Origin of the sequence: Mesorhizobium sp. WSM3868 (assembly GCF_002294785.1) — a bacterium.
Lineage (GTDB): Bacteria > Pseudomonadota > Alphaproteobacteria > Rhizobiales > Rhizobiaceae > Mesorhizobium.
Genome location: NZ_NSGB01000005.1, coordinates 122,844 through 142,120 on the forward strand (window position 1 = coordinate 122,844; position 19,277 = coordinate 142,120).

The 19,277-nt window shown below is 62.4% G+C and carries 17 protein-coding genes and 1 tRNA gene; 9 read left to right on the top strand and 9 right to left on the bottom strand.

Annotated features, from left to right (window positions below; all coding sequences use genetic code 11):
* Nucleotides 1–358 precede the first annotated feature (358 nt).
* From CK221_RS10545 to rimO, 5 genes are all read left to right on the top strand, one after another.
* A tRNA-Ser gene (locus CK221_RS10545) sits at nt 359–448 on the top strand.
* Nucleotides 449–605: 157 nt separating this feature from the next.
* On the top strand, nt 606–1,004 hold the full coding sequence (locus tag CK221_RS10550; protein ID WP_095777671.1) for a hypothetical protein: 399 nt from the start codon (nt 606–608) through the stop codon (nt 1,002–1,004).
* Between the two features lie 1,641 nt (nt 1,005–2,645).
* Nucleotides 2,646–3,053, top strand: a complete 408-nt coding sequence (locus tag CK221_RS10555) for a DUF930 domain-containing protein (protein ID WP_066989790.1) — start codon at nt 2,646–2,648, stop codon at nt 3,051–3,053.
* A 277-nt stretch (nt 3,054–3,330) separates the two neighbouring features.
* Nucleotides 3,331–3,990 carry a TerC family protein gene (locus CK221_RS10560; RefSeq protein ID WP_066989793.1) on the top strand — a complete coding sequence of 220 codons (660 nt, stop codon included), beginning with the start codon at nt 3,331–3,333 and terminating at the stop codon, nt 3,988–3,990.
* A 140-nt stretch (nt 3,991–4,130) separates the two neighbouring features.
* Nucleotides 4,131–5,444, top strand: coding sequence for a 30S ribosomal protein S12 methylthiotransferase RimO (gene rimO / locus CK221_RS10565; protein ID WP_095777804.1), 1,314 nt, complete (start codon nt 4,131–4,133; stop codon nt 5,442–5,444).
* A 69-nt stretch (nt 5,445–5,513) separates the two neighbouring features.
* On the opposite strand, the gene CK221_RS10570 is transcribed toward rimO, so the two are convergent.
* From CK221_RS10570 to CK221_RS10605, 8 genes are all read right to left on the bottom strand, one after another.
* Nucleotides 5,514–6,581 carry a BMP family ABC transporter substrate-binding protein gene (locus CK221_RS10570; protein WP_095777672.1) on the bottom strand — a complete coding sequence of 356 codons (1,068 nt, stop codon included), beginning with the start codon at nt 6,579–6,581 and terminating at the stop codon, nt 5,514–5,516.
* Nucleotides 6,582–6,632: 51 nt separating this feature from the next.
* Nucleotides 6,633–7,553, bottom strand: coding sequence for an ABC transporter permease (locus tag CK221_RS10575; protein WP_095777673.1), 921 nt, complete (start codon nt 7,551–7,553; stop codon nt 6,633–6,635).
* Nucleotides 7,553–8,665, bottom strand: coding sequence for an ABC transporter permease (locus tag CK221_RS10580; RefSeq protein ID WP_095777674.1), 1,113 nt, complete (start codon nt 8,663–8,665; stop codon nt 7,553–7,555). The genes CK221_RS10575 and CK221_RS10580 overlap by 1 nt, the downstream gene beginning before the upstream one ends.
* The gene (locus tag CK221_RS10585; protein WP_176477824.1) at nt 8,662–10,239 is read right to left on the bottom strand and encodes an ABC transporter ATP-binding protein; all 1,578 of its coding nucleotides are present in this window, start codon (nt 10,237–10,239) and stop codon (nt 8,662–8,664) included. The genes CK221_RS10580 and CK221_RS10585 overlap by 4 nt, the downstream gene beginning before the upstream one ends.
* A gap of 215 nt (nt 10,240–10,454) precedes the next feature.
* Nucleotides 10,455–11,432: a quinone oxidoreductase gene (locus tag CK221_RS10590; protein ID WP_095777675.1), complete on the bottom strand. Its 978-nt coding sequence runs from the start codon at nt 11,430–11,432 to the stop codon at nt 10,455–10,457.
* A gap of 41 nt (nt 11,433–11,473) precedes the next feature.
* Nucleotides 11,474–12,292 carry a phosphatidylcholine synthase gene (gene pcsA, locus CK221_RS10595; protein WP_095777806.1) on the bottom strand — a complete coding sequence of 273 codons (819 nt, stop codon included), beginning with the start codon at nt 12,290–12,292 and terminating at the stop codon, nt 11,474–11,476.
* Entirely contained in the window at nt 12,289–12,903 is a 615-nt protein-coding gene (locus tag CK221_RS10600; protein ID WP_066989810.1) for a DUF1326 domain-containing protein, read from the bottom strand. The genes pcsA and CK221_RS10600 overlap by 4 nt, the downstream gene beginning before the upstream one ends.
* Nucleotides 12,904–12,914: 11 nt before the next feature.
* Entirely contained in the window at nt 12,915–13,802 is an 888-nt protein-coding gene (locus CK221_RS10605) for a DUF2182 domain-containing protein (protein WP_095777676.1), read from the bottom strand.
* 98 nt (nt 13,803–13,900) lie between these two features.
* Here CK221_RS10605 and CK221_RS10610 point away from each other — a divergent pair, with 98 nt between their 5' ends.
* Nucleotides 13,901–15,112, top strand: a complete 1,212-nt coding sequence (locus CK221_RS10610) for a UbiH/UbiF family hydroxylase (protein ID WP_066989936.1) — start codon at nt 13,901–13,903, stop codon at nt 15,110–15,112.
* 225 nt (nt 15,113–15,337) lie between these two features.
* A complete protein-coding gene (hspQ, locus tag CK221_RS10615) occupies nt 15,338–15,661 on the top strand; it encodes a heat shock protein HspQ (protein ID WP_066989816.1) in 324 nt (107 codons plus the stop codon).
* Between the two features lie 73 nt (nt 15,662–15,734).
* Here hspQ and CK221_RS10620 read toward each other — a convergent pair whose 3' ends face one another.
* Complete coding sequence (locus CK221_RS10620) at nt 15,735–16,364, bottom strand: invasion associated locus B family protein (RefSeq protein WP_095777677.1); 630 nt, start codon at nt 16,362–16,364, stop codon at nt 15,735–15,737.
* 284 nt (nt 16,365–16,648) lie between these two features.
* Between CK221_RS10620 and CK221_RS10625 the strand changes: the two genes are divergently transcribed.
* Together CK221_RS10625 and CK221_RS10630 are read left to right on the top strand one after the other, a co-directional pair.
* Nucleotides 16,649–18,469, top strand: coding sequence for an extracellular solute-binding protein (locus tag CK221_RS10625; RefSeq protein ID WP_095777678.1), 1,821 nt, complete (start codon nt 16,649–16,651; stop codon nt 18,467–18,469).
* Between the two features lie 41 nt (nt 18,470–18,510).
* A complete protein-coding gene (locus CK221_RS10630) occupies nt 18,511–19,191 on the top strand; it encodes a DsbA family protein (RefSeq protein ID WP_095777679.1) in 681 nt (226 codons plus the stop codon).
* Nucleotides 19,192–19,277: the final 86 nt, after the last annotated feature.

Sequence of the window (19,277 nt, forward strand, 5' to 3'; positions counted from 1 at the left end):
AGCGGGCGCTAGTTCGGGAGGAAGTGAGAGACGCTTGCGGTCTGGGTCGTCCCCTTGCCCGCTAAGGACGGTACGCCTCGTTTGGCTGGATAATAAGCGCGCTAAGGTTGAGCCGCCGCATATTCTGGTTGCGTGACATTTTCGCCACAGACATAAAAATGCCCGGCCAACCGGGCAGCCGGGCAATGCATCGTCTGTCCCGACCGCAGGAAGGCACGTCGCGGTGGTTGACGCAGCCCTGACCGCCGCACTACAGCAATGAAGCGCGAGCCGGTCGCAAATGCCTCGGCGTCAATTTGGCGCCGACCATTGAAAATTGACCGATAGCGACGATCGTAAGTGGTTGAATGACTATGATGGAGGGATGGCCGAGCGGTTTAAGGCACCGGTCTTGAAAACCGGCGTGGGCGCAAGCTCACCGTGGGTTCGAATCCCACTCCCTCCGCCACAGTCCTAACCCCATCGGCATATCATCTCCTGCGCGGCGACCGTTTCGCTGTGGACGGCCATCTGCGCCAATCCTGCTTTGCGTTATTGGTCCGGCGAGCCTTGGGTGCGTCCCGTGCCCATCCGATTGTCCTGCAAGATCCTGCCGAAGGAACGAGATGCCTGTTTTCGCGTTGTGCGCCATGTCTCTCGAAGACCACATCAGTATGGCGCAGCGTCATGTTCGACATGGCGAGCGGCACATCGCGCGTCAGCACGAGCGGATTGCCCGCTTGAGAACCAACAGGCTGCCGACAGTGGATGCGTTGAGGTTCCTGAGCCTGTTGGAAGAGGTTCATGCTTTGCAGCGGGAGCACCTGTCCCGACTGCTGTCGAAATCGGTCGGATCCAAACCAGTCTCGGAGCTTTCGGCGAAGACGCAGGTGGCAAAGGGCGGGAGAGACGTGATTTCCATTCCGGACCCCATCGTCCGGCTCGCGCTGGAGCTCGAACAAGAGCTTAACAACGTCAAATTGAAGTGGCTGACCGCCAAGCCTCCGAAGGGCAAGCTTCACTAGCTGGCTACGGCAGGTTGGCGGCTCTGCCGCATCCTTTCGTGCGCTGAGGCCCCTTTAGGCTGCTTTGGCATCATCTTCTTGATATGTACCGGCCATATCAGCACAAGCGTATATTTATCGGCAGCCGGTGCTGTGTCTCGCCCCCGAGCCCACCGGTCAGGCCCGGCGTTTGCTGGCCTACCCCGCCAGCCTGCTGGGCCGCCCCGCGTCAGGGCACATGGCGTCCAAGGTTTCTTGTCCGGACCGATCTCAGGAGCGCACCAGACTCATGACCTCACGGGTCAGCGGCTTGCGCCCCTCAGCCGCACGTTGCCGGGCGGGGGGCGGACACACCGCTGGCGGACAGCCGACACAAAGCGGCGGTACGCCGGCAAAATTCTATTAGCTTTAACTAATTGTAGACCCGCGCTGTCCTATTCTGGGACAGCGCGGGTAGCGCCCACTCCCGCGCCGGCGGCTCCGGCAGGCCCAGCACCCCCCGCCCTCTGTCGGGGCCGCCACCTGGCTTGTTTTATACCAGCAATGGTTGAATCAACCGTTACCACACGTGCCTACCAACGAGCTTTCGTGATCATTAAATTTTGATGGATCGGAGGAATTCCCATCTCACCAGAACTGATCTAGTCTTGCAGGTCGAAGAAATCGCGGGTGGCAACCTATGGAAGCGATGTTCGATGACCTTGCGGCTGCTGTCAGGCAGCCCCGAGCAGATATTTATACGGCTGTGCGCGCGTTCGCCCTGGACTTCGCCAGCAAGCTCTTTTTAGGAGTCGCCGTGGGGGTTGGCATCGGTATCGGGCTAGCTATCGCTCGCTAAGTCACCAGGAAAGTACCGGCGGCTGCGCAAGGTCCGCGTGGCTCGCCCTGCTATCCGCTTGCTGTAGTATACCGCGATCGGTGTAGGGTCACCCACTATATTGGCAATAGCCTCCAATCTGACGCGAACTTACCATTGGACGTTTTCGGGCGCCGTGGGGAGTTCCAATGCGCATGATTCTTGCTCTGGCCGCGCTCACGGCCTGTTTCTCCGTATGGGATCATCTTGCAAACCACGGAACCTATAGCGCTACCCTGCAGCGAAACATTTTTGGTAAAGTGCTTTCGGGCTAACGGCCTTCCCACCGGGGCCGGTTTCCATCGTCAGGCACGTCGACACAGTTTTTATGTTCGCTTGCTCAGTTAAATGCTCTGCGCCCTTTCGCGTTAATCCAAGCAGCAGTCGGCCCGACAATTCCGCCGGAAGGTCGAAAAATACATCATAGACCATCCATTGGTCACACGGATCCGGCAAGCAGGTAAACCTCATCGCTGACGGTTCTTCGTTTTAGTATTCCCACGCAAATCTGTTCGGCGGCTGAGCCTGCGAAACCGGGCAGGATTGTGCTCCAGCACTTTCAAGGAACAATAGTGCTGCCCGACGAGGAGAAAAAGAGGCTCTAGAGTCCCTGCTGTATACGACGCAAGTCTGACAGGCTGCTTGACAGTTCTTCGGCAGCGGAGATCGTTTCATCGCGGAACCCCCGGAACAAAGGCAGTAGCCCAGTCGCCGACGCCCGAGATTGGCCTGAGCCCAAGGCTGGCCCGGCCGGCCCGGCACCCATGTCACAAGCGCGTGCGTTTGGTTGATTTCTCAGACAGAATATGCTGCTTGTCGCGCCCATGAAAAAGCTCTGCCTGATGGTTCTGGCGCCTCTGGCGCTGGCCTGGCCGGCCAAGGCGATGGACAACGCACTTCGTGCCGGCCTGCTGAAACTCGATCCGCAGACTCGTCTCGAACAGCGTTGCGACGCCGAGGTGCTCGACCGGATCAGCCACGACGATCGCAAATTCAAGGCCGACCGTGTGGTGGCTTATGCCTTCGCCACGCCCCAGATGAGCGCCGACGCGATCAGGAGCCCCGGCGCCGCCTTTCGCAGCAAGGGTCAATGGTTCCGGCTGAAGTTCAAGTGCCAGACCGCGCCCGACCATATGCAGGTGCTGCAGTTGCTCTACAAGATCGGTGACGAGATCCCGGAAACCGACTGGGCAAAATACAACCTTTACGATTGACCGACTGCCGCGGTCGGCTGCGCGCAAACCGGCCTTTCGAGTGCAAACTCATTTGAACCCAATGGAACCAGACGAGCGGCAACCGCTTGTTTCGTGAGTTCTCTTGACGTGCAGGAACCATGCACGTAGAGCAATTCCAGGAAAAAGCGCGCAGCTGTTTTTCCCGCTGGAATTGCGTGGAAACAAAGACTTAGAACGCGATCGCATCAAACGGTGAATCGCTCCGGCGTTAGAACATTCGAAGATCGACATTCCGCAAACAGGAAGGCTCCAGACGATGGATATTTTCAGCGCCGCAAGCCTGACTGCCCTTGTCCAGGTCATCGCGATCGACCTGGTGCTTGCGGGCGACAATGCCATCGTCATTGGACTGGCGGCCGCCGGCCTGCCGACGGAGCAGCGCAAAAAAGCCATTCTGATCGGCGTGGTGGCAGCGACGGTGCTGCGCATCCTGTTCGCGGCGGTTACCGTCAAGCTGCTTGCAATCGTCGGACTGTTGCTCGCCGGTGGCATCCTCCTGTTATGGGTATGCTGGAAGATGTATCGCGAGCTGCGCACCTCCCATGCCGACGAGCACGAGGCGACGGAGGCGCTCGCCAATTCCGATCTCGACAGCGACAAGGCGGTTGCCGGCAAGGCGCCGCGCAAGACGCTTGGCCAGGCGGCGCTGCAGATCGTCGTCGCAGACGTGTCGATGTCGCTGGACAACGTGCTGGCCGTCGCCGGCGCCGCGCGTGATCATTTCTGGGTGCTGATCGTCGGCCTCGTGCTGTCGATCGGCTTGATGGGCCTTGCCGCCAGCTTCATTGCGCGGCTGCTGCACCGTTACCGCTGGATTGCCTATATCGGCCTGCTGATCATCCTCTATGTCGCGCTCGACATGGTCTACAGGGGCGCGATGGAAATCTGGCCGCACGTCAACAACGCGGTGAGTTGACTGCCGCCACCTGACGCGGGTTGGGCCGGCCGGTGATCTGGGTCCTGGCATTGCGTTTTGCCGCAGCAAGGACCAGCCCATACCAATGCCGCAATTAGTGTGGTATGGCGCCGCCGATCCCGAAAAACCTGGAAAAGCTTATGTCTGCCCCTCGTGTCAGTTTCGTCAGCCTTGGATGCCCGAAGGCGCTCGTCGATTCCGAGCGCATCATCACGCGGCTCCGCGCTGAAGGCTACGAGATCGCCCGCAAGCATGATGGCGCCGACCTCGTTGTCGTCAACACATGCGGCTTTCTCGACTCCGCGCGCGACGAGTCGCTCGACGCGATCGGCTCCGCCCTTTCCGAAAACGGTCGCGTCATCGTCACCGGCTGCCTCGGCGCCGAGCCGGAAGTCATTCGCGAGAAGCATCCCAATGTGCTGGCGATCACCGGCCCGCAGGCCTATGAGAGCGTGATGGCGGCGGTGCATGAGGCGGCTCCCCCCAGTCATGATCCCTACATCGATCTTCTGCCGCCCCAGGGCGTGAAGCTGACGCCGCGGCATTACGCCTATCTGAAGATTTCCGAAGGCTGCAACAATCGCTGCACCTTCTGCATCATCCCGGCGCTGCGCGGCGACCTCGTGTCGCGCCCGGCGGCCGACGTGTTGCGCGAGGCCGAAAAGCTCGCCAAGGCCGGCGTCAAGGAGATCCTCGTCATCTCGCAGGACACCAGCGCCTATGGCATCGACATCAAATACCAGACGAGCATGTTCGGCGACCGCGAGGTGCGAGCGAAGTTCCTCGACCTTGCAGAGGAGCTCGGCAAGCTCGGCATCTGGGTTCGCATGCACTATGTGTACCCCTACCCGCATGTTGCCGACGTCATTCCGCTGATGGCCGAGGGAAAGATCCTTCCCTATCTGGACATCCCCTTCCAGCACGCCTCGCCGCAGGTGCTGAAGAACATGCGCCGTCCCGCTCATGGCGAAAAGACGCTGGAGCGGATCCGCGGTTGGCGCGAGGTCTGCCCGGATCTCGCCATCCGCTCCACCTTCATCGTCGGTTTCCCCGGCGAGACGGAAGACGACTTCCAGATGCTGCTCGACTGGCTGGACGAGGCGAAGATCGATCGCGCCGGCTGCTTCAAATATGAGCCGGTCAAGGGCGCGCGCTCCAACGACCTCGGCCTGGAACAAGTGCCGCATGAGATCAAGGAAGCCCGCTGGCACCGCTTCATGCAGCGCCAGCAGAAGATCTCGGCGACGCAACTGGCCAGGAAGGTCGGCAAGCGGCTGCCGGTGCTGATCGACGAGGCGCATGGCACCTCGGCCAAGGGCCGCACCAAATATGACGCCCCCGAGATCGACGGCTCCGTGCATATCCAGTCGCGCCGGCCGCTGCGCGCCGGCGAGATCGTCACGGTCAAGGTCGAGCGCGCCGACGCCTACGATCTCTACGGCTCGGCCGTTTGACAAGCGGATTGACTGAAAATGAAAGGGCGCCGGTGGGGCGCCCTTTTTGTTTTGATGCCAGGCTGCTGTTTACTGCGGCAGCTTGTCGTCGATGCCCTTGACGTAGAAATTCATGCCGAGCAGCGTGGCGTCGTCGGCGACCTCGCCGTCCTTCAGCCAGGGCGAGCCGTCCTGCTTCGCCACCGGGCCGGTGAAGGGGTTCCAGCCATCGGCGATCTTCTTGGTGGTCGCCTCCGCCATTGCCTTCACGTCGTCAGGCATGTTGGTGAAGGGCGCGAGCTTGACGGCGCCATCCTTGATGCCAAGCCACACATTGTCCGGCTTCCATGTGCCGTCGAGGGCAGCCTGCACGCGGCTGATGTAATACGGGCCCCACTCGTCGGTGAGCGAGGTCAGCTGCGCGTTCGGCGCGAATTTGATCATGTCCGACGACTGGCCGAACCCATGCAGCTTCCGCTCCTCGGCGACCTGCAGGGGGGCGGTCGAGTCGGTGTGCTGGACGATGATGTCGGCGCCCTGGTCGAACAGCGCCTTGGCGGCGTCGGCTTCCTTGCCCGGATCGAACCAGGTATTGACCCACACGATCTTCACCTTGAAGTTCGGATTGATCGACTGCGCGCCGAGCATGAAGGAGTTGATGCCCATCACCACTTCCGGGATCGGGAAGGAGACGATATAGCCGGCAAGACCCTTCTTCGATTCCTTGGCCGCGATCTGGCCGAGCACATAGCGGCCTTCATAGAAGCGCGCGTTGTAAATGCCGAGATTGTCGCCGGTCTTGTAGCCGGTTGCGTGCTCGAACATCACCTTCGGGAACTTCTTGGCGACCTTAACCTCGGCGTCCATGAAGCCGAACGATGTGCCGAAGATGATCTTGCATTTCTCCCGCGCCAGGCGCTCAAAGGCGCGGTCGGCGTCCGGGCCTTCCGAGACGTTCTCGAGATAGGCGGTCTCGACCTTGTCGCCGAGCGCTTTCTCCACCTCGAGGCGACCCTGGTCGTGCTGATAGGAATAGCCGAAGTCGCCGATCGGCCCCGTGTAAACCCAGCAGGCCTTCAGCTTGTCGGCCGCCTCGGCGGTTGCCGCCAGCGACAGGGCCGCGGCCGTGGTCATCAGCGCAATAAGCAGTTTCTTCATCGTGTTACCTCTCTGAGTTAAGCCTTGGAGCTTCCCGTCTTTTTGTTGTCGTCAACGATCCGGAACAAATGGCTGCCCCAACGAAGCCGGCGTGTTCATCATCGTCAGCCGCTTGTTCCGCGAGATTAGAACGAGAACCACGATGGTTGCCAGATAGGGCAGCGAAGAAAGAAACTGCGAGGGCACAGGAATGCCGAAAGCCTGTGCATGAAGCTGGCCGATCCACACCGCGCCGAAGATGTAAGCGCCGGCCAGCACCCGCCACGGACGCCAGGACGCAAAGACCACCAGCGCCAGCGCGATCCAGCCGCGTCCCGCGCTCATGTTCTCGACCCATTGCGGCGTGTAGACGAGCGACAGGTGGCCGCCGGCAAGCCCGGCGCAAGCGCCGCCGAAGATCACGGCGAGGTAACGGTAGCGGATGACCTTGATGCCGAGCGCATGCGCCGACACGTGGCTGTCGCCGATCGAGCGCAGCGTCAGGCCAGTGCGCGTCCTGAACAGAAACCACATCACGGCGGCGGTGAGCCCGATCGAGACGTAGAACAACGGATCCTGGCCGAAGATCAGCTTGCCGACGACCGGTATCGAGCTCAGGCCGGGGATGTCGAGGTTCGGCAGCCTGACGCCAGGCTGGCCGACGAAGCTGGTGCCGATCATGCCGGAGAGGCCAAGCCCGAGCAGCGTAAGCGACAGGCCGGTCGCCACCTGGTTGGTCGCCAGGGAAAGCGTCATGACGGCGAAGAGCAGCGAAAACAGCGCGCCGACGACGATTGCGGCAAGCAGCCCGATCCAGGGAGATCCGGTAAGATAGCCCGCGCCGAAGCCGCCGACGGCGCCCATGATCATCATGCCCTCGACGCCGAGGTTGAGCACGCCGGAGCGTTCCACCACCAGCTCGCCGATCGCCGCGATCAAGAGCGGCGTCGCCGCGGTCGCGATGGTCAAAAGGATGTTGACGGTGATGTCCATCAGCGTGCCTCCTCCAGCTTGGGCGCGGCCTCGAGTTGTGGCGCGGCAAAGCCGATCAGACGAATGCGATAATGAATGAGCGTGTCGCAGCCGAGCACGAAGAACAAAAGCATGCCCTGGAACACGCGCGCCACCTTGTCGGAGATGCCGAGCGCGCTCTGCACCGCCTCTCCGCCGAGATAGGTCAGCGCCAGCACCAGGCCTGCCGCGACGATGCCGAGCGGATTGAGCCGCCCGAGGAAGGCGACGATGATGGCGGTGAAGCCATAGCCGGGCGAGATCACCGGCTGTAGCTGGCCGATGGCGCCTGAGACTTCCGAGATACCGGCAAGGCCAGCCAATGCACCGGACAGCAGGAAAGTAAAGAAGACCATCTTGCTGAGGCCGAAGCCGGCGAAGCGCCCTGCCCTCGGGCTCGAGCCCAGCACGCGGACCTCGAAACCTTTCAGCATGCGGCTCATCATCAGCCAGACCGTGACAGCGGCGACCAGCGCGAAGACGAAGCCCCAATTGGCGCGGCCGGCATCCGGCATCAATTCCGGCAGGACGGCCGAGTCGCCGAACTGGATGGTCTGCGGGAAGCCGTGGCCCTGCGGGTCGCGCCACGGTCCGCGCACCAGCCAGTCGAGGAAAAGCTGCGCCACATAGACCAGCATCAGGCTGGTCAGGATCTCGTTGGTGCTGAAGCGGGTTTTCAGCAGCGCCGGGATGGCCGCATAGAGGGCGCCGCCGACCATGCCCAGCAAGAGCATCAGCGGCAGCACCAGCGGACCTTCGAATTCGGGGAACAGCACCGGGATGATCGAGCCGAAGATGCCGCCCAGAATGAACTGGCCTTCGGCGCCGATGTTCCAGATGTTGGCCTTGTAGCAAACCGACAGGCCGACGGCGATCAGGATCAGCGGCGCCGCCTTGATGGCCAGTTCATGCAGCTGCCAGACCTCGCTGATCGGCTGAACAAAGTAGACCTTGAACGCATTGAGCGGATTGACGCCGAGCAACGCGAACATGATGGCGCCGGCAATCATCGTCAGCGCGAAGGCGATGAAGGGCGAGAGCACCGAAAACAGCGCCGAGCGCTGCGGGCGTTTGACCAGTTCGAGGCGCATCATGCCGTCTCCATCCTGTGTTCGGCGTGGCCGGGCTCGGCCCCGCCCATCAACAGGCCAATCCTCTCGAAGGTGGCTTCGGCGATCGGCAGCGGCGCGGACAATTCGCCGTTGTGCATGACCGCGATCGCGTCCGATAGCTCGAACAATTCGTCGAGGTCCTGGCTGATGACCAGAACCGCCGAGCCGCTGCGGGCAAGCTCGATCAGCGCCTGGCGGATATGGGCGGCGGCACCGGCGTCGACGCCCCAGGTCGGCTGGTTGACGACCATCACGCTCGGCTTGCGGTCGAGCTCGCGGCCGACGATGAACTTCTGCAGATTGCCGCCGGACAGCGCCGCGGCCTCCGGATCGGGAGCGCTCTTGCGCACGTCCATCGCGGCAATGATGCGCTGGGCGGCACTGTAGACGGAACCGTTCCTGACCATGCCGCCGGAGCCGACGAAGGACTTGCCGTCGGTGGCATGGCGCGACAGCAAAAGGTTCTCCGAAAGCTTCATCCGCGGCGCCGCGCCGTGACCGAGCCGTTCCTCCGGCACAAAGGCGGCGCCCATCAGCCGCCGGCCGGTGATCGACACGCCGCCCGCATCCTTGCCGCGGATGCGCACGGAACCGGGATCCTGCTGCAGCACCTCGCCGGAGACGGATTCGAAAAACTCGCCCTGGCCGTTGCCGGCGACACCGGCGATGCCGATCACCTCGCCGGCGCGTACCGAAAGATTGATGTTCTTGAGCGGAATGGCGAACGGCGTCGCGGGCTTGCGGGTAAGCCCGTGGATCTCCAGCAATGCCGGCGCGGTCTCGATGCCCTTGGCCGGCGCGCGCACCACTGCCTTGACCTCATTGCCGACCATCATGCGGGCTAGCGACGCGGCCGTCTCCTGGCGCGGGTTGCAGTGGCCGACGACCTTGCCGTGGCGCAGCACCGTGGCGCGATCGCAGATGCGTTTGACCTCTTCCAGCCGGTGCGAGATGTAAAGGATCGACTTGCCCTCAGCGCGAAGCCGCTCCAGCGTTTCGAACAGCTTGTCGGCTTCCTGAGGCGTCAGCACCGAAGTCGGCTCGTCGAGGATGATGAGTTGGGGCGTCTGTAAGAGGCAACGGATGATCTCGATGCGCTGGCGCTCGCCAACGGAAAGATCGCCGACCAGCGATTCCGGATCGAGCGGCAGGCCGTAGCTGTAGGAGAGCGCCCGCGCCTTCGCGGCAATCGCGCTGATCGGCGAGCCGTCGTTCAGCGAAAGCGCGATGTTCTCGGCCGCCGTCAGCGCTTCGAACAGCGAGAAATGCTGGAAGACCATGCCGATGCCAAGCTTCTTGGCGAGGCCGGGGCTGGTGATCCTGACGGCTTGGCCGTTCCAGAAAATTTCACCCGAATTCGGTTCCAGCGAGCCGAACAGCATCTTCACCAGCGTCGACTTGCCGGCGCCGTTCTCGCCGAGCAGGGCGTGGATCTCGCCCTTCGCGATGTTGAGGTCGATATGGTTGCACGCCGCCAGCGTGCCGAAAATCTTCGTAAGGCCACGAACCTCCAGCAGGTTCGCCCTGTCATGATTTGCACTCACAGTGCCTCCCATCCAGTTACCCGGATATGTTCTGTGTTCCCGCTGGTATCGTATGCGCGGCCGGCTTCGGTCGGAAAGCGGCACGCAACTTGAAAGAGCTTCAAGAATTCCAGCGGAAACTCAAGGGGTAAGATAGGCCTGTTCAGGGCAAGAGGGAAACCAGTAAGCTTGTCGGGGAAACCACTGCCTTGAGGCGCGGCAAGGCGCTGAAAAACAAGGCAGGCGGGTTAGGGGATGAGGATGGTTGTGCCCGTCGTCTTGCGGCCCTCGAGATCGGACTGCGCTTGTGCCGCGTCCTTCAGCGCGTAGCGCTGGTTGATCTTAACCTCGACGGCGCCGCTCAGCACTACCTCGAACAGCGCTTGCGCCGAGGCCACAAGGTCCTCGCGTTTGGCGTTGTAGACGAAGATTGTCGGGCGGGTCGCATAGAGCGAGCCTTTCTGCGCCAGAAGCGACATCGGGAAAGGCGGGATCGGCCCGGACGACTGGCCGAAGCTGACAAACATGCCAAGCGGCCTCAGGCAGTCGAGCGAAGCGGGAAAAGTGTCGTTGCCGACGGAATCATAGACGACGTCGCACTTTTTGCCGCCGGTGATGGCGGCGACGCCGGCGACGAAATCCTGCTCCTTGTAATTGATGACATGGTCGAAGCCATGTGCCTTGGCGAGCTCGACCTTGTCGACGGAGCTCGCCGTGCCGATCACCGTCGCGCCGAGATGCTTTGCCCATTGGCCCAGGATCAGGCCGACACCGCCGGCCGCGGCATGGTAGAGGATCGTGTCGCCCGCCTTCACCTTATAGGTGCGGCGCAGCAGATATTCGGCCGTCATGCCTTTCAGCATCATGGCCGCCGCCTGCTCGTCGCTGATGCCGTCCGGCACCTTGACCACGCGGTCGGCGGCGATCACGCGTTCTTCCGAATAGGCGCCGACATTGACGGCATAGGCGATGCGATCACCGGGCCTCAGCCAGTCGACGCCGACGCCAACGGCCAGCACCACACCCGCCGCTTCGCCGCCCGGAATCAGCGGAAACCCGCCCGGCGGCGGGTAGAGGCCCGAGCGATGGTAGACGTCGATGAAGTTGAGGCCGATCGCGGTATGCCTGATCAGAATCTGCCCGGCGCCCGGCTGGCCGGGATCCGAATCCTCATAGGTCAGGACCTCGGGGCCGCCATGGGCGTGAATGCGGATCGCTTTGGACATTGCTCAACTTTCTCGGAAAAGGACGGAAGCTGGATATCGAGTCAGGATTTCCTGGCGCCAAGATTGGGGAACATCTGCATGATGCCCCCGATGCAGGCGAGATAGAGGCCGGTTACCGTAATGCCGGCCTTGGTGAAGATACTGACCTGCTCGCTCAGAACCCCGATCTTGTCATAGAACGAGGCAAGTGCGGCCTGTGCCAATGCAAGCGCGCCGAAGGCGCACCATAACAGCGTCATGCCGAGATTGGCCGGCCTGAGCCGCACCACCCGTACCGGGTGGATGAAGTTGATCGGCAGGAAGGTGAGAATACCGGCGACCACGACCACGGCGAAGGAAACCCACTGCCCCGGCTCGATGACAAAGAGCGTGAACACCACCATGTTCCAGACGACCGGGAACCCCTTGAAGAAGTTCTCCTTCGTCTTCATGCCGGTGTCGGCGTAGTAGATCGCGCTGGAGACGACGATGATCGCCGCCGACAGGAACGACAGGTTCTCGCCCATCAAGCCGCGCTGGTAGAGCGCGAAGGCCGGAATAAGCACGTAGGTCACGTAGTCGATGATGTTGTCGAGCAGCTCGCCCGACCATGTCGGCAGGATCTCCTTGACTTCGAGTTTCCTAGCGATCGGGCCGTCGATGCCGTCGACGAAGAGCGCCAGCCCCAGCCACCAGAACATTGCCGTCCAGCGTCCCTCGCTCGCCGCCACCAGCGAGAGGAAGGCGAGGAACGAGCCGGACGCAGTCAGCAGGTGCACGGAGAACGCCCGCGCCTGCGGCCACGTCACTTTCTTCTTCGGCCGCGGAATCCGCTCCGCGATTTTCTTGGCCGCATTCCGGGCCGCTGTGTTCTTGCTCACGGGCCTCGCCAATCCAGCTTACATATCTCGGCCGAACGGCCGGCGAAATTCCAATTGCGGCCGAAGGCGCGCATCTTGCTCTTGTCGGACTTCGCCACGATGATTTCCGGTGCGATCCAGTATTCGGAATTGGTAATGACGGTGTCTTTATCGCGGTCCTTGCCGGGTATCGGCGTCACCGCGCCGTCGATAATCCGCGGTATCTGGAAAACGCGCGTCCTGTCACGCGTCTCATAGGTGATCGGCACCTGTTCCACGCCAAGGAAGTTTCCAACCAGAATCGACAGCAGCGAAGTGGTCCCGCCCGCCTTGCCGGTGAAGATTTTTGTCAGGGCTTTCACGGCATAGATGGAGGCGCGCTTGTCGATGAACAGGCCGGCGCTCCAGTTGCCGCGGCTCATATAGCCCGGGATTTCCATGACCAGACCAAGATTAAGGCCGGAAAGATCGACCTCGCCGAAATGGCCGGCGTCGATGCGGAACCCGGCCCACGTCTGGCAATAGCCTTCGGTCGGCGGATGGCTGCCGAGCGACAGAACGCAGGGGCAGAAAACCGTGCAATTGCAGGAGAGTACCAGCTCTCCCTTCATCGCCCAGCTCTGATCGGCCATCGAAATCTCCCTCACGCGGAAACTAATAGCAGGGCGGCGGCCCACACAAGCAGTATCGCACCGGAAACCTGGCTGGCCACCCTGCCCGCGGTCTGTTTTTCGATCAAAGCGAACAGGCTGATCAGCGCCATCCAGAAGATGTTCATCGCGCCCACGGCGAACATGACCAGCATCAGCGCCCAGCAACAGCCGAGACACCAGACGCCCTGCTCCACTCCCAGGCGAAAGACACGCCCCGGCTTCGCGCTCCAGTTGGCAAACAGGATCGAGAACGGGTTGCGGCATCTCTTGAGGCACGCCTGCTTTAAGCCGCTGAACTGATAGAGGCCGGCGATCGCCAAGGCGGCGGCCCCGGCAATCCCGACGACGGGATCGAGCACCTGTCCCGCGGCGGCAAAGCCATAGATTATGAGCGTCAGCGCGGCGAAGGGCACTGAGGCGGCAAGCCAGGTCGCGAGAAATCCCATCACCAGAATCAGCGGATGGACGACGGGCTCGCCCTTGATCCGGGCGGTATCGGCAATCTCGCAATAGGTGCGGATCATCGGCGCCGCCGAGGGCAGCATCGTCGCCACCGCCATTATGAACCACATCAGGACGAGCGCCGACGCCGCCAACGAGCCTGAAAGCGGCGCCGGCGCAAGGCACAAAGCGAAGAAACGGTCGAGGAAATCCGGCAGCGGCAATGGCGGCAGGTTCTTCAGCAGCGCATCGCCCGGAGCGCCGCCGGCAACGCGGCTTTCGGCGCCGCGAATAGCCATGGCAGCGAGGATCCACCAGGCAAGCACGACGCCCGCACCGATAGTGAGCATCACGGCAAGGCGGGGGCTGCGCGCCAGTCCCGCCGTGGCGCGGCCGGCGCGGTCGAGATGGCGGAAATCGTGCTCCTGGGCGCTCATGCCAATCGAATGGGCCGAATCGCCGCGTTGATCAAGTCCGCCGATCTGCCCTATACCGCATGCAGGCCGACGGGCCGCCATCAACATGGAAGCCTGGCGTGGAGCAGAGTGACAAAGCCCGAATATTGATCGCCGGCAGCGGCCCGGCCGGCCTGATCGCGGCACTCGGCTTTGCCGAGGCAGGCTTTGCCGTGACGTTGGCTGGCCCCGAGGCCGCCGGCGGCGATGGCCGCACCACCGCCCTTATGAACCCTGCTCTCAAGGTGCTCGACCGCCTGGGCGTGCTGGCCGAACTCAGACCGCAGGCGGCGCCGCTGAAAATGATGCGCATCGTCGACGCAACACGCCGGCTGATCCGCAGCCCGACCGTCACCTTCCGCGCCAGCGAAATCGGCGAGGAGCAGTTCGGGCTCAACCTGCCGAACAAAATCCTGATCCCGGTGCTTGCCAAGAAGGTCGCCGCAAATCCCGGCATCGAGTGGCGAAAGTCGATGGTCGATGCCTGGCGGCTCGACGCCGACCACGCACATGCGAGCCTTGCCGATGGCAGTGAGGTCTCGGCATCGCTGGCGGTTGCCGCCGACGGGCGCCTGTCGCCGGCGCGCGAGGCCGCCGGCATCAAAGCCTCCGCCCGACCCTATCCTCAGTCGGCGCTCGTTCTCAATTTCAGCCATCGCAGCGAGCATGGCTTCATCTCGACCGAATTCCATACCGAGACCGGGCCGTTCACGCAGGTGCCGCTGCCGGGCAAGCGCTCCAGTCTCGTCTGGGTGGTGAAGCCGGAAACGGCACAGGAACTGGCCGCGCTCGACGATGCCACGCTGTCTGTTCGGGTCGAAGAGCAAATGCAGTCCATGCTCGGCCGGGTCTCGGTCGAGCCCGGCCGCCAAGTCTACCCGCTTTCGGCGGCCTCGCCCGGTCGGTTCGCGCAAAACCGTGTGGCGCTTGTCGGCGAGGCTGCTCATGTCTTCCCGCCGATCGGGGCACAAGGCCTCAATCTCGGCATCAGGGATATCGACGATCTAATTGGAATCGCCAGCGAAAATCGCGACGATCCCGGGTCGAGGCTGAGCCTTGCCGCCTACGACACGCGGCGCCGTCCGGACATCCTGGCGCGCAGCAGTGCGGTGAACTTGCTCAACATGTCGCTGCTATCCGACATGCTCCCGGCGCAGCTTGCGCGCAGCGCCGGCCTCAACGTGCTGGGCAGCTTCGCGCCGCTGCGCGCCTTCTTCATGCGCGAAGGCCTGCGGCCGGGAAGCGGGTTTCGGGCGCTCGCCGGCGGCTTCAGGAAACAGGCCGCGCGCTGAGGCACATTTGCAAACTACCGCTTTCGGCCGAGGATTGCGCCTGCTGATAGGTAGCTTGGTGGCCAGGGCGTCGGTAAAGCATTGCATTGGAGCAACGTCTGCGCCAAATCGTACCAAGCCGAAAGTCGGGGTCGATTTTTGAGCGCGTGACGTGTAGATTCAAGACCTTAGGCGCCCTGTGCGCGCAAGCCGCTGCGGCGCCTCGGGACCGAAGTGGTGAGTGCGATGAAGACGGCCAAATTCGCGATCGGACAAGTTGTTCGCCACCGGCTGTTTCCGTTCCGTGGCGTGATCTTCGACGTCGATCCGCAATTCGCCAACACCGAAGAATGGTATGAAGCGATCCCGGCGGACATGCGTCCAAGCAAGGACCAGCCTTTCTATCACCTTCTCGCCGAGAACTCCGAGACAGAGTACATCGCTTATGTATCGGAGCAGAACCTGCTCGAGGATCGGTCGGGCGAGCCGGTGCGGCACCCGCAGATCGGCGAGATGTTCGACAAGCTGCCCGACGGGCGCTACGAGCCGAAAGGTCACTCGAAACACTGACGGCTGGACAAGCGACAACAAAAAAGCGGGGCGCCTGCCCCGCTTTTTGCATGCTGGAGAAACGCTCCAACAATCAGTTGGCGGTCTTCGCCTTGTCCTGCTCTTCCTTAAGCTTCTTGGCGAAGTCCTGGTTGTTCTTGGCGACGAAGTCCTGCAGCTTCTTTTGGCGGTCCTCGATGTCCGACTGCTGCAGCGGCGGGCCGTCATAGGCGCCGCTGAAGCCCGTCAGCGCAACCTTTATCGGGTTCGGCTGGTTCTGGAAATTGACCGAGGTGAGCGTGATCTGCTGGCCCTTCTTGAAAGACGCGACAAGCTGGTCGGTCAGCGGCACTTCGGCCACGCAGCGATCCGGGAAGCAGATCACATAGTCGAGCTTCTGCGCCTTGCCGGAATCGATCTGCAGGCCGATGCCCGGAGGAACGAGACGGCCGGTCGGCACCGTCACCTGGAACACCTTACGGTTCACTTTGCCCTTGAGCTCGATCAGGCTGACGCCGGTGACGAGCTGGCCATTGCCGGCGGTGACGATGTTCTGCACGTTGCAGATATCGACGTCTTCCTGCTTGGTGCAGGCCTTGAACCAGCCCTGCGGAATCTGCGGCGGCTGCTGGGCGGAAGCGGTGAAAAGCCCGGCGCCCAGAACGCCGACCACGCCTGCGGCCAGCACCGAAAGGCGATACGCGTTGCTCGTCATATGGTGCACTTTCCTCTCAAATGATCCCGGGGACCGGCTTCTTCCTGCCGTGTGGTCCCGCTACCTGTTGCCCAAATGAGGCAACAGCATGACTTCGGAGCGCGTGTTACACTGCCAGCGACGCCGAATCCAGCCCGGTTTCCGCGTTTTCTTGCCGCTTCTCCTGCCCTGGACGAACCTCCATCGGCGATGCGCCGACTGAACCAAGCGACCGGCGTGCGCCGATTCAATCGGGGAGCGAAATGCTCTAGGGTGCATGTCGAATCACCAAGCTGCCCGGCAAGGAGACGGTCATGGACCGCGTTCTCGTTCGGCTGATCGCCGCGACCTCGTTTCTGGCCCTCTCGCTGCTTCCGGCTTTGTCGGAACCGAAGCACGGCATCGCCATGCAGGGCGAGCCGGCGCTGCCTGCGGACTATACGCATTTCGACTACGTCAATCCCGATGCGCCGAAGGGCGGCAGCGTCACCTATTGCGTCGTCGGCAGTTTCGACAATCTCAACCCCTTCATCCTGAAGAGCCTGCGCACCACCGCGCGCGGCATGATCGACACGGTCTACGGCAACCTGGTCTTCGAGCCGTTGATGCAGCGCAACTACAACGAGCCCTTCAGCCTCTACGGCCTGCTCGCCGACAGCGCCGACATGGACCCGGGTCGCAAGAGCATCGAGTTCCACCTCAATCCCAAGGCCAAATGGTCGGACGGCCAGCCTGTGACGCCGGAGGACGTGCTGTTCACCTACGATGTCTTCAAGGACAAGGGCCGCCCGCCTTACAGCGATCGCATGAGCATGATCGCCACGCTGGAGAAGACCGGCGACCACAGCGTGAAGTTCACCTTCAACGAAAAGGCCAATCGCGAATTTCCGCTGATCGTCGCGCTGACGCCGATCATCCCCAAGCACGCCTTCGACAAGGAGACTTTCGACAAGACCACGCTGAAGCCGCTGACCGGCAGCGGCCCCTATACCGTGGACAAGGTGCAGCCTGGACAGCGCATCGTGTTCAAGCGCAATCCCAATTATTGGGGCAAGGACATCCCATCGAAGCGCGGCTTCGACAATTTCGACCAGATCACCATCGAGTATTTCCTCAACGCCAACGCCAAGACGGAAGCGTTCAAGAAAGGCATCTGTGCCCTCGACGACGAGACCGATCCGGTCAAGCGCGACCGCGATATCGACTTCCCGGCCTTTCGCAAGGGTGATGTGAAGCAGGAATATTTCGACACCGGTATTCCGCCGGTGGTGACGGGCTTCCTGTTCAACACCAGGCTGCCGAAGTTTTCCAATCCGGTCGTGCGGCGTGCGCTCGGCATGCTCTACGACTTCGAATGGGCCAACAAAAACCTGTTCGCCGGCAAGTTCAATCGAACCATGAGCTTCTGGCAGAACTCGGAATTGTCCGCGCTCGGCCATCCCGCCGACGAGCGGGAGAAGGCGCTGCTTGCCCCCTACCCCGGCCGCGTCCCTGCCGAGGTGATGGACGGAACCTGGCGGCCGCCGGTCACCGACGGCTCCGGCCAGGACCGCAAGGTGCTGCGAGCGGCTTTCGAGCTCCTGAAAAGCGCTGGCTATCACGTAGAGGACGGCCGGATGCGCGACCCTGAAGGCAATCCCTTTGGCTTCGAGATCATGACGTCATCGCAGGACGAGGAGCGGCTTGCGGCTCTCTATCAGCGCACGCTGGAGAAGATCGGCATCGATGTAACCATCCGCGGCCTCGACGGCGATCAAATCCAGTCGCGCAAGCAGCGCTTCGACTTCGAGGTACTGATCGGCACAAGCGGTTTCAACAATTCGCTCTCGCCCGGCAGCGAGCAGATGGGACGCTGGGGATCCGTCGCCGCCAAGCAGGAGGGTTCATTCAACCTGGCCGGCGTCGCCGATCCCGCGGTCGACGCGGCGATCAACGCGATGCTGAATGCGCGCACGAAGGAAGACTATGTCGCCGCGGTGCGCGTTCTCGATCGGCTGCTGATATCGGGCAACTACATGGTGCCCATGCAATACAACACGCAGCAGTGGCTGGCTTACTGGAGCTACCTGGAACATCCGCAAAAGACGCCCATATTCGGCTATCAGCTGCCGACATGGTGGCGAAAGCCCAACTGACGCGATCCCCCGCCTGACACCGACCAAGCAAGGAGACGAGCATGAGCGCGGAGAACTCGATCACCATCGATGTGGTGTCGGATGTCGTCTGTCCCTGGTGCTTCATCGGCCAGAAGCGGCTGGACAGGGCGATCGCCGCTGCCGGCGATATGGACGTGCACGTGCGCTGGCGGCCGTTCCAGCTCGATCCGACCATTCCGCAAGGCGGCATGGATCGCCGCGAATACATGCTGGGCAAATTCGGCAGCGAGGAACGCATCCAGCAGATCCATGCGCGCATTGAGCCGCTCGGCGAGGCGGAAGGGATCCATTTCGCCTTCGGCGCCATCAAGGTCGCTCCCAACACGCTGGACGCCCACCGCGTTATCCGTTGGGCGGGGCCTGCCGGCGAGGACGTGCAGAACCGGCTGGTGCGACGCCTCTTCCAGCTGAATTTCGAGGAAGGCGCCAATCTCGGCGACCATGCCGTCCTAACCGACGCCGCCCGCGAAGCCGGCATGGACGGTTCCGTGGTCGAGACGCTGCTGCCCACGGATGCCGATGTCGAGGCGGTGCGCAACGAAATCGCCACCGCCTCGCGCATGGGTATCACCGGCGTGCCCTGTTTCCTGCTCGAAGCCAAATATGCCGTTATGGGCGCGCAGGACGCCGACACGCTGGCCGATGCTATCCGCCAGGTCGCTGCGGCCAAGGCGCGCGGTGAGCTCGAAACGGCGGGCTAAACCAAGTTCGCATCACCCCTCCGCCTAGCGGACGCGGAAGCCCGTGATGACTGCTGAGAGCAAGACATTCCCCGACCAAACACGGT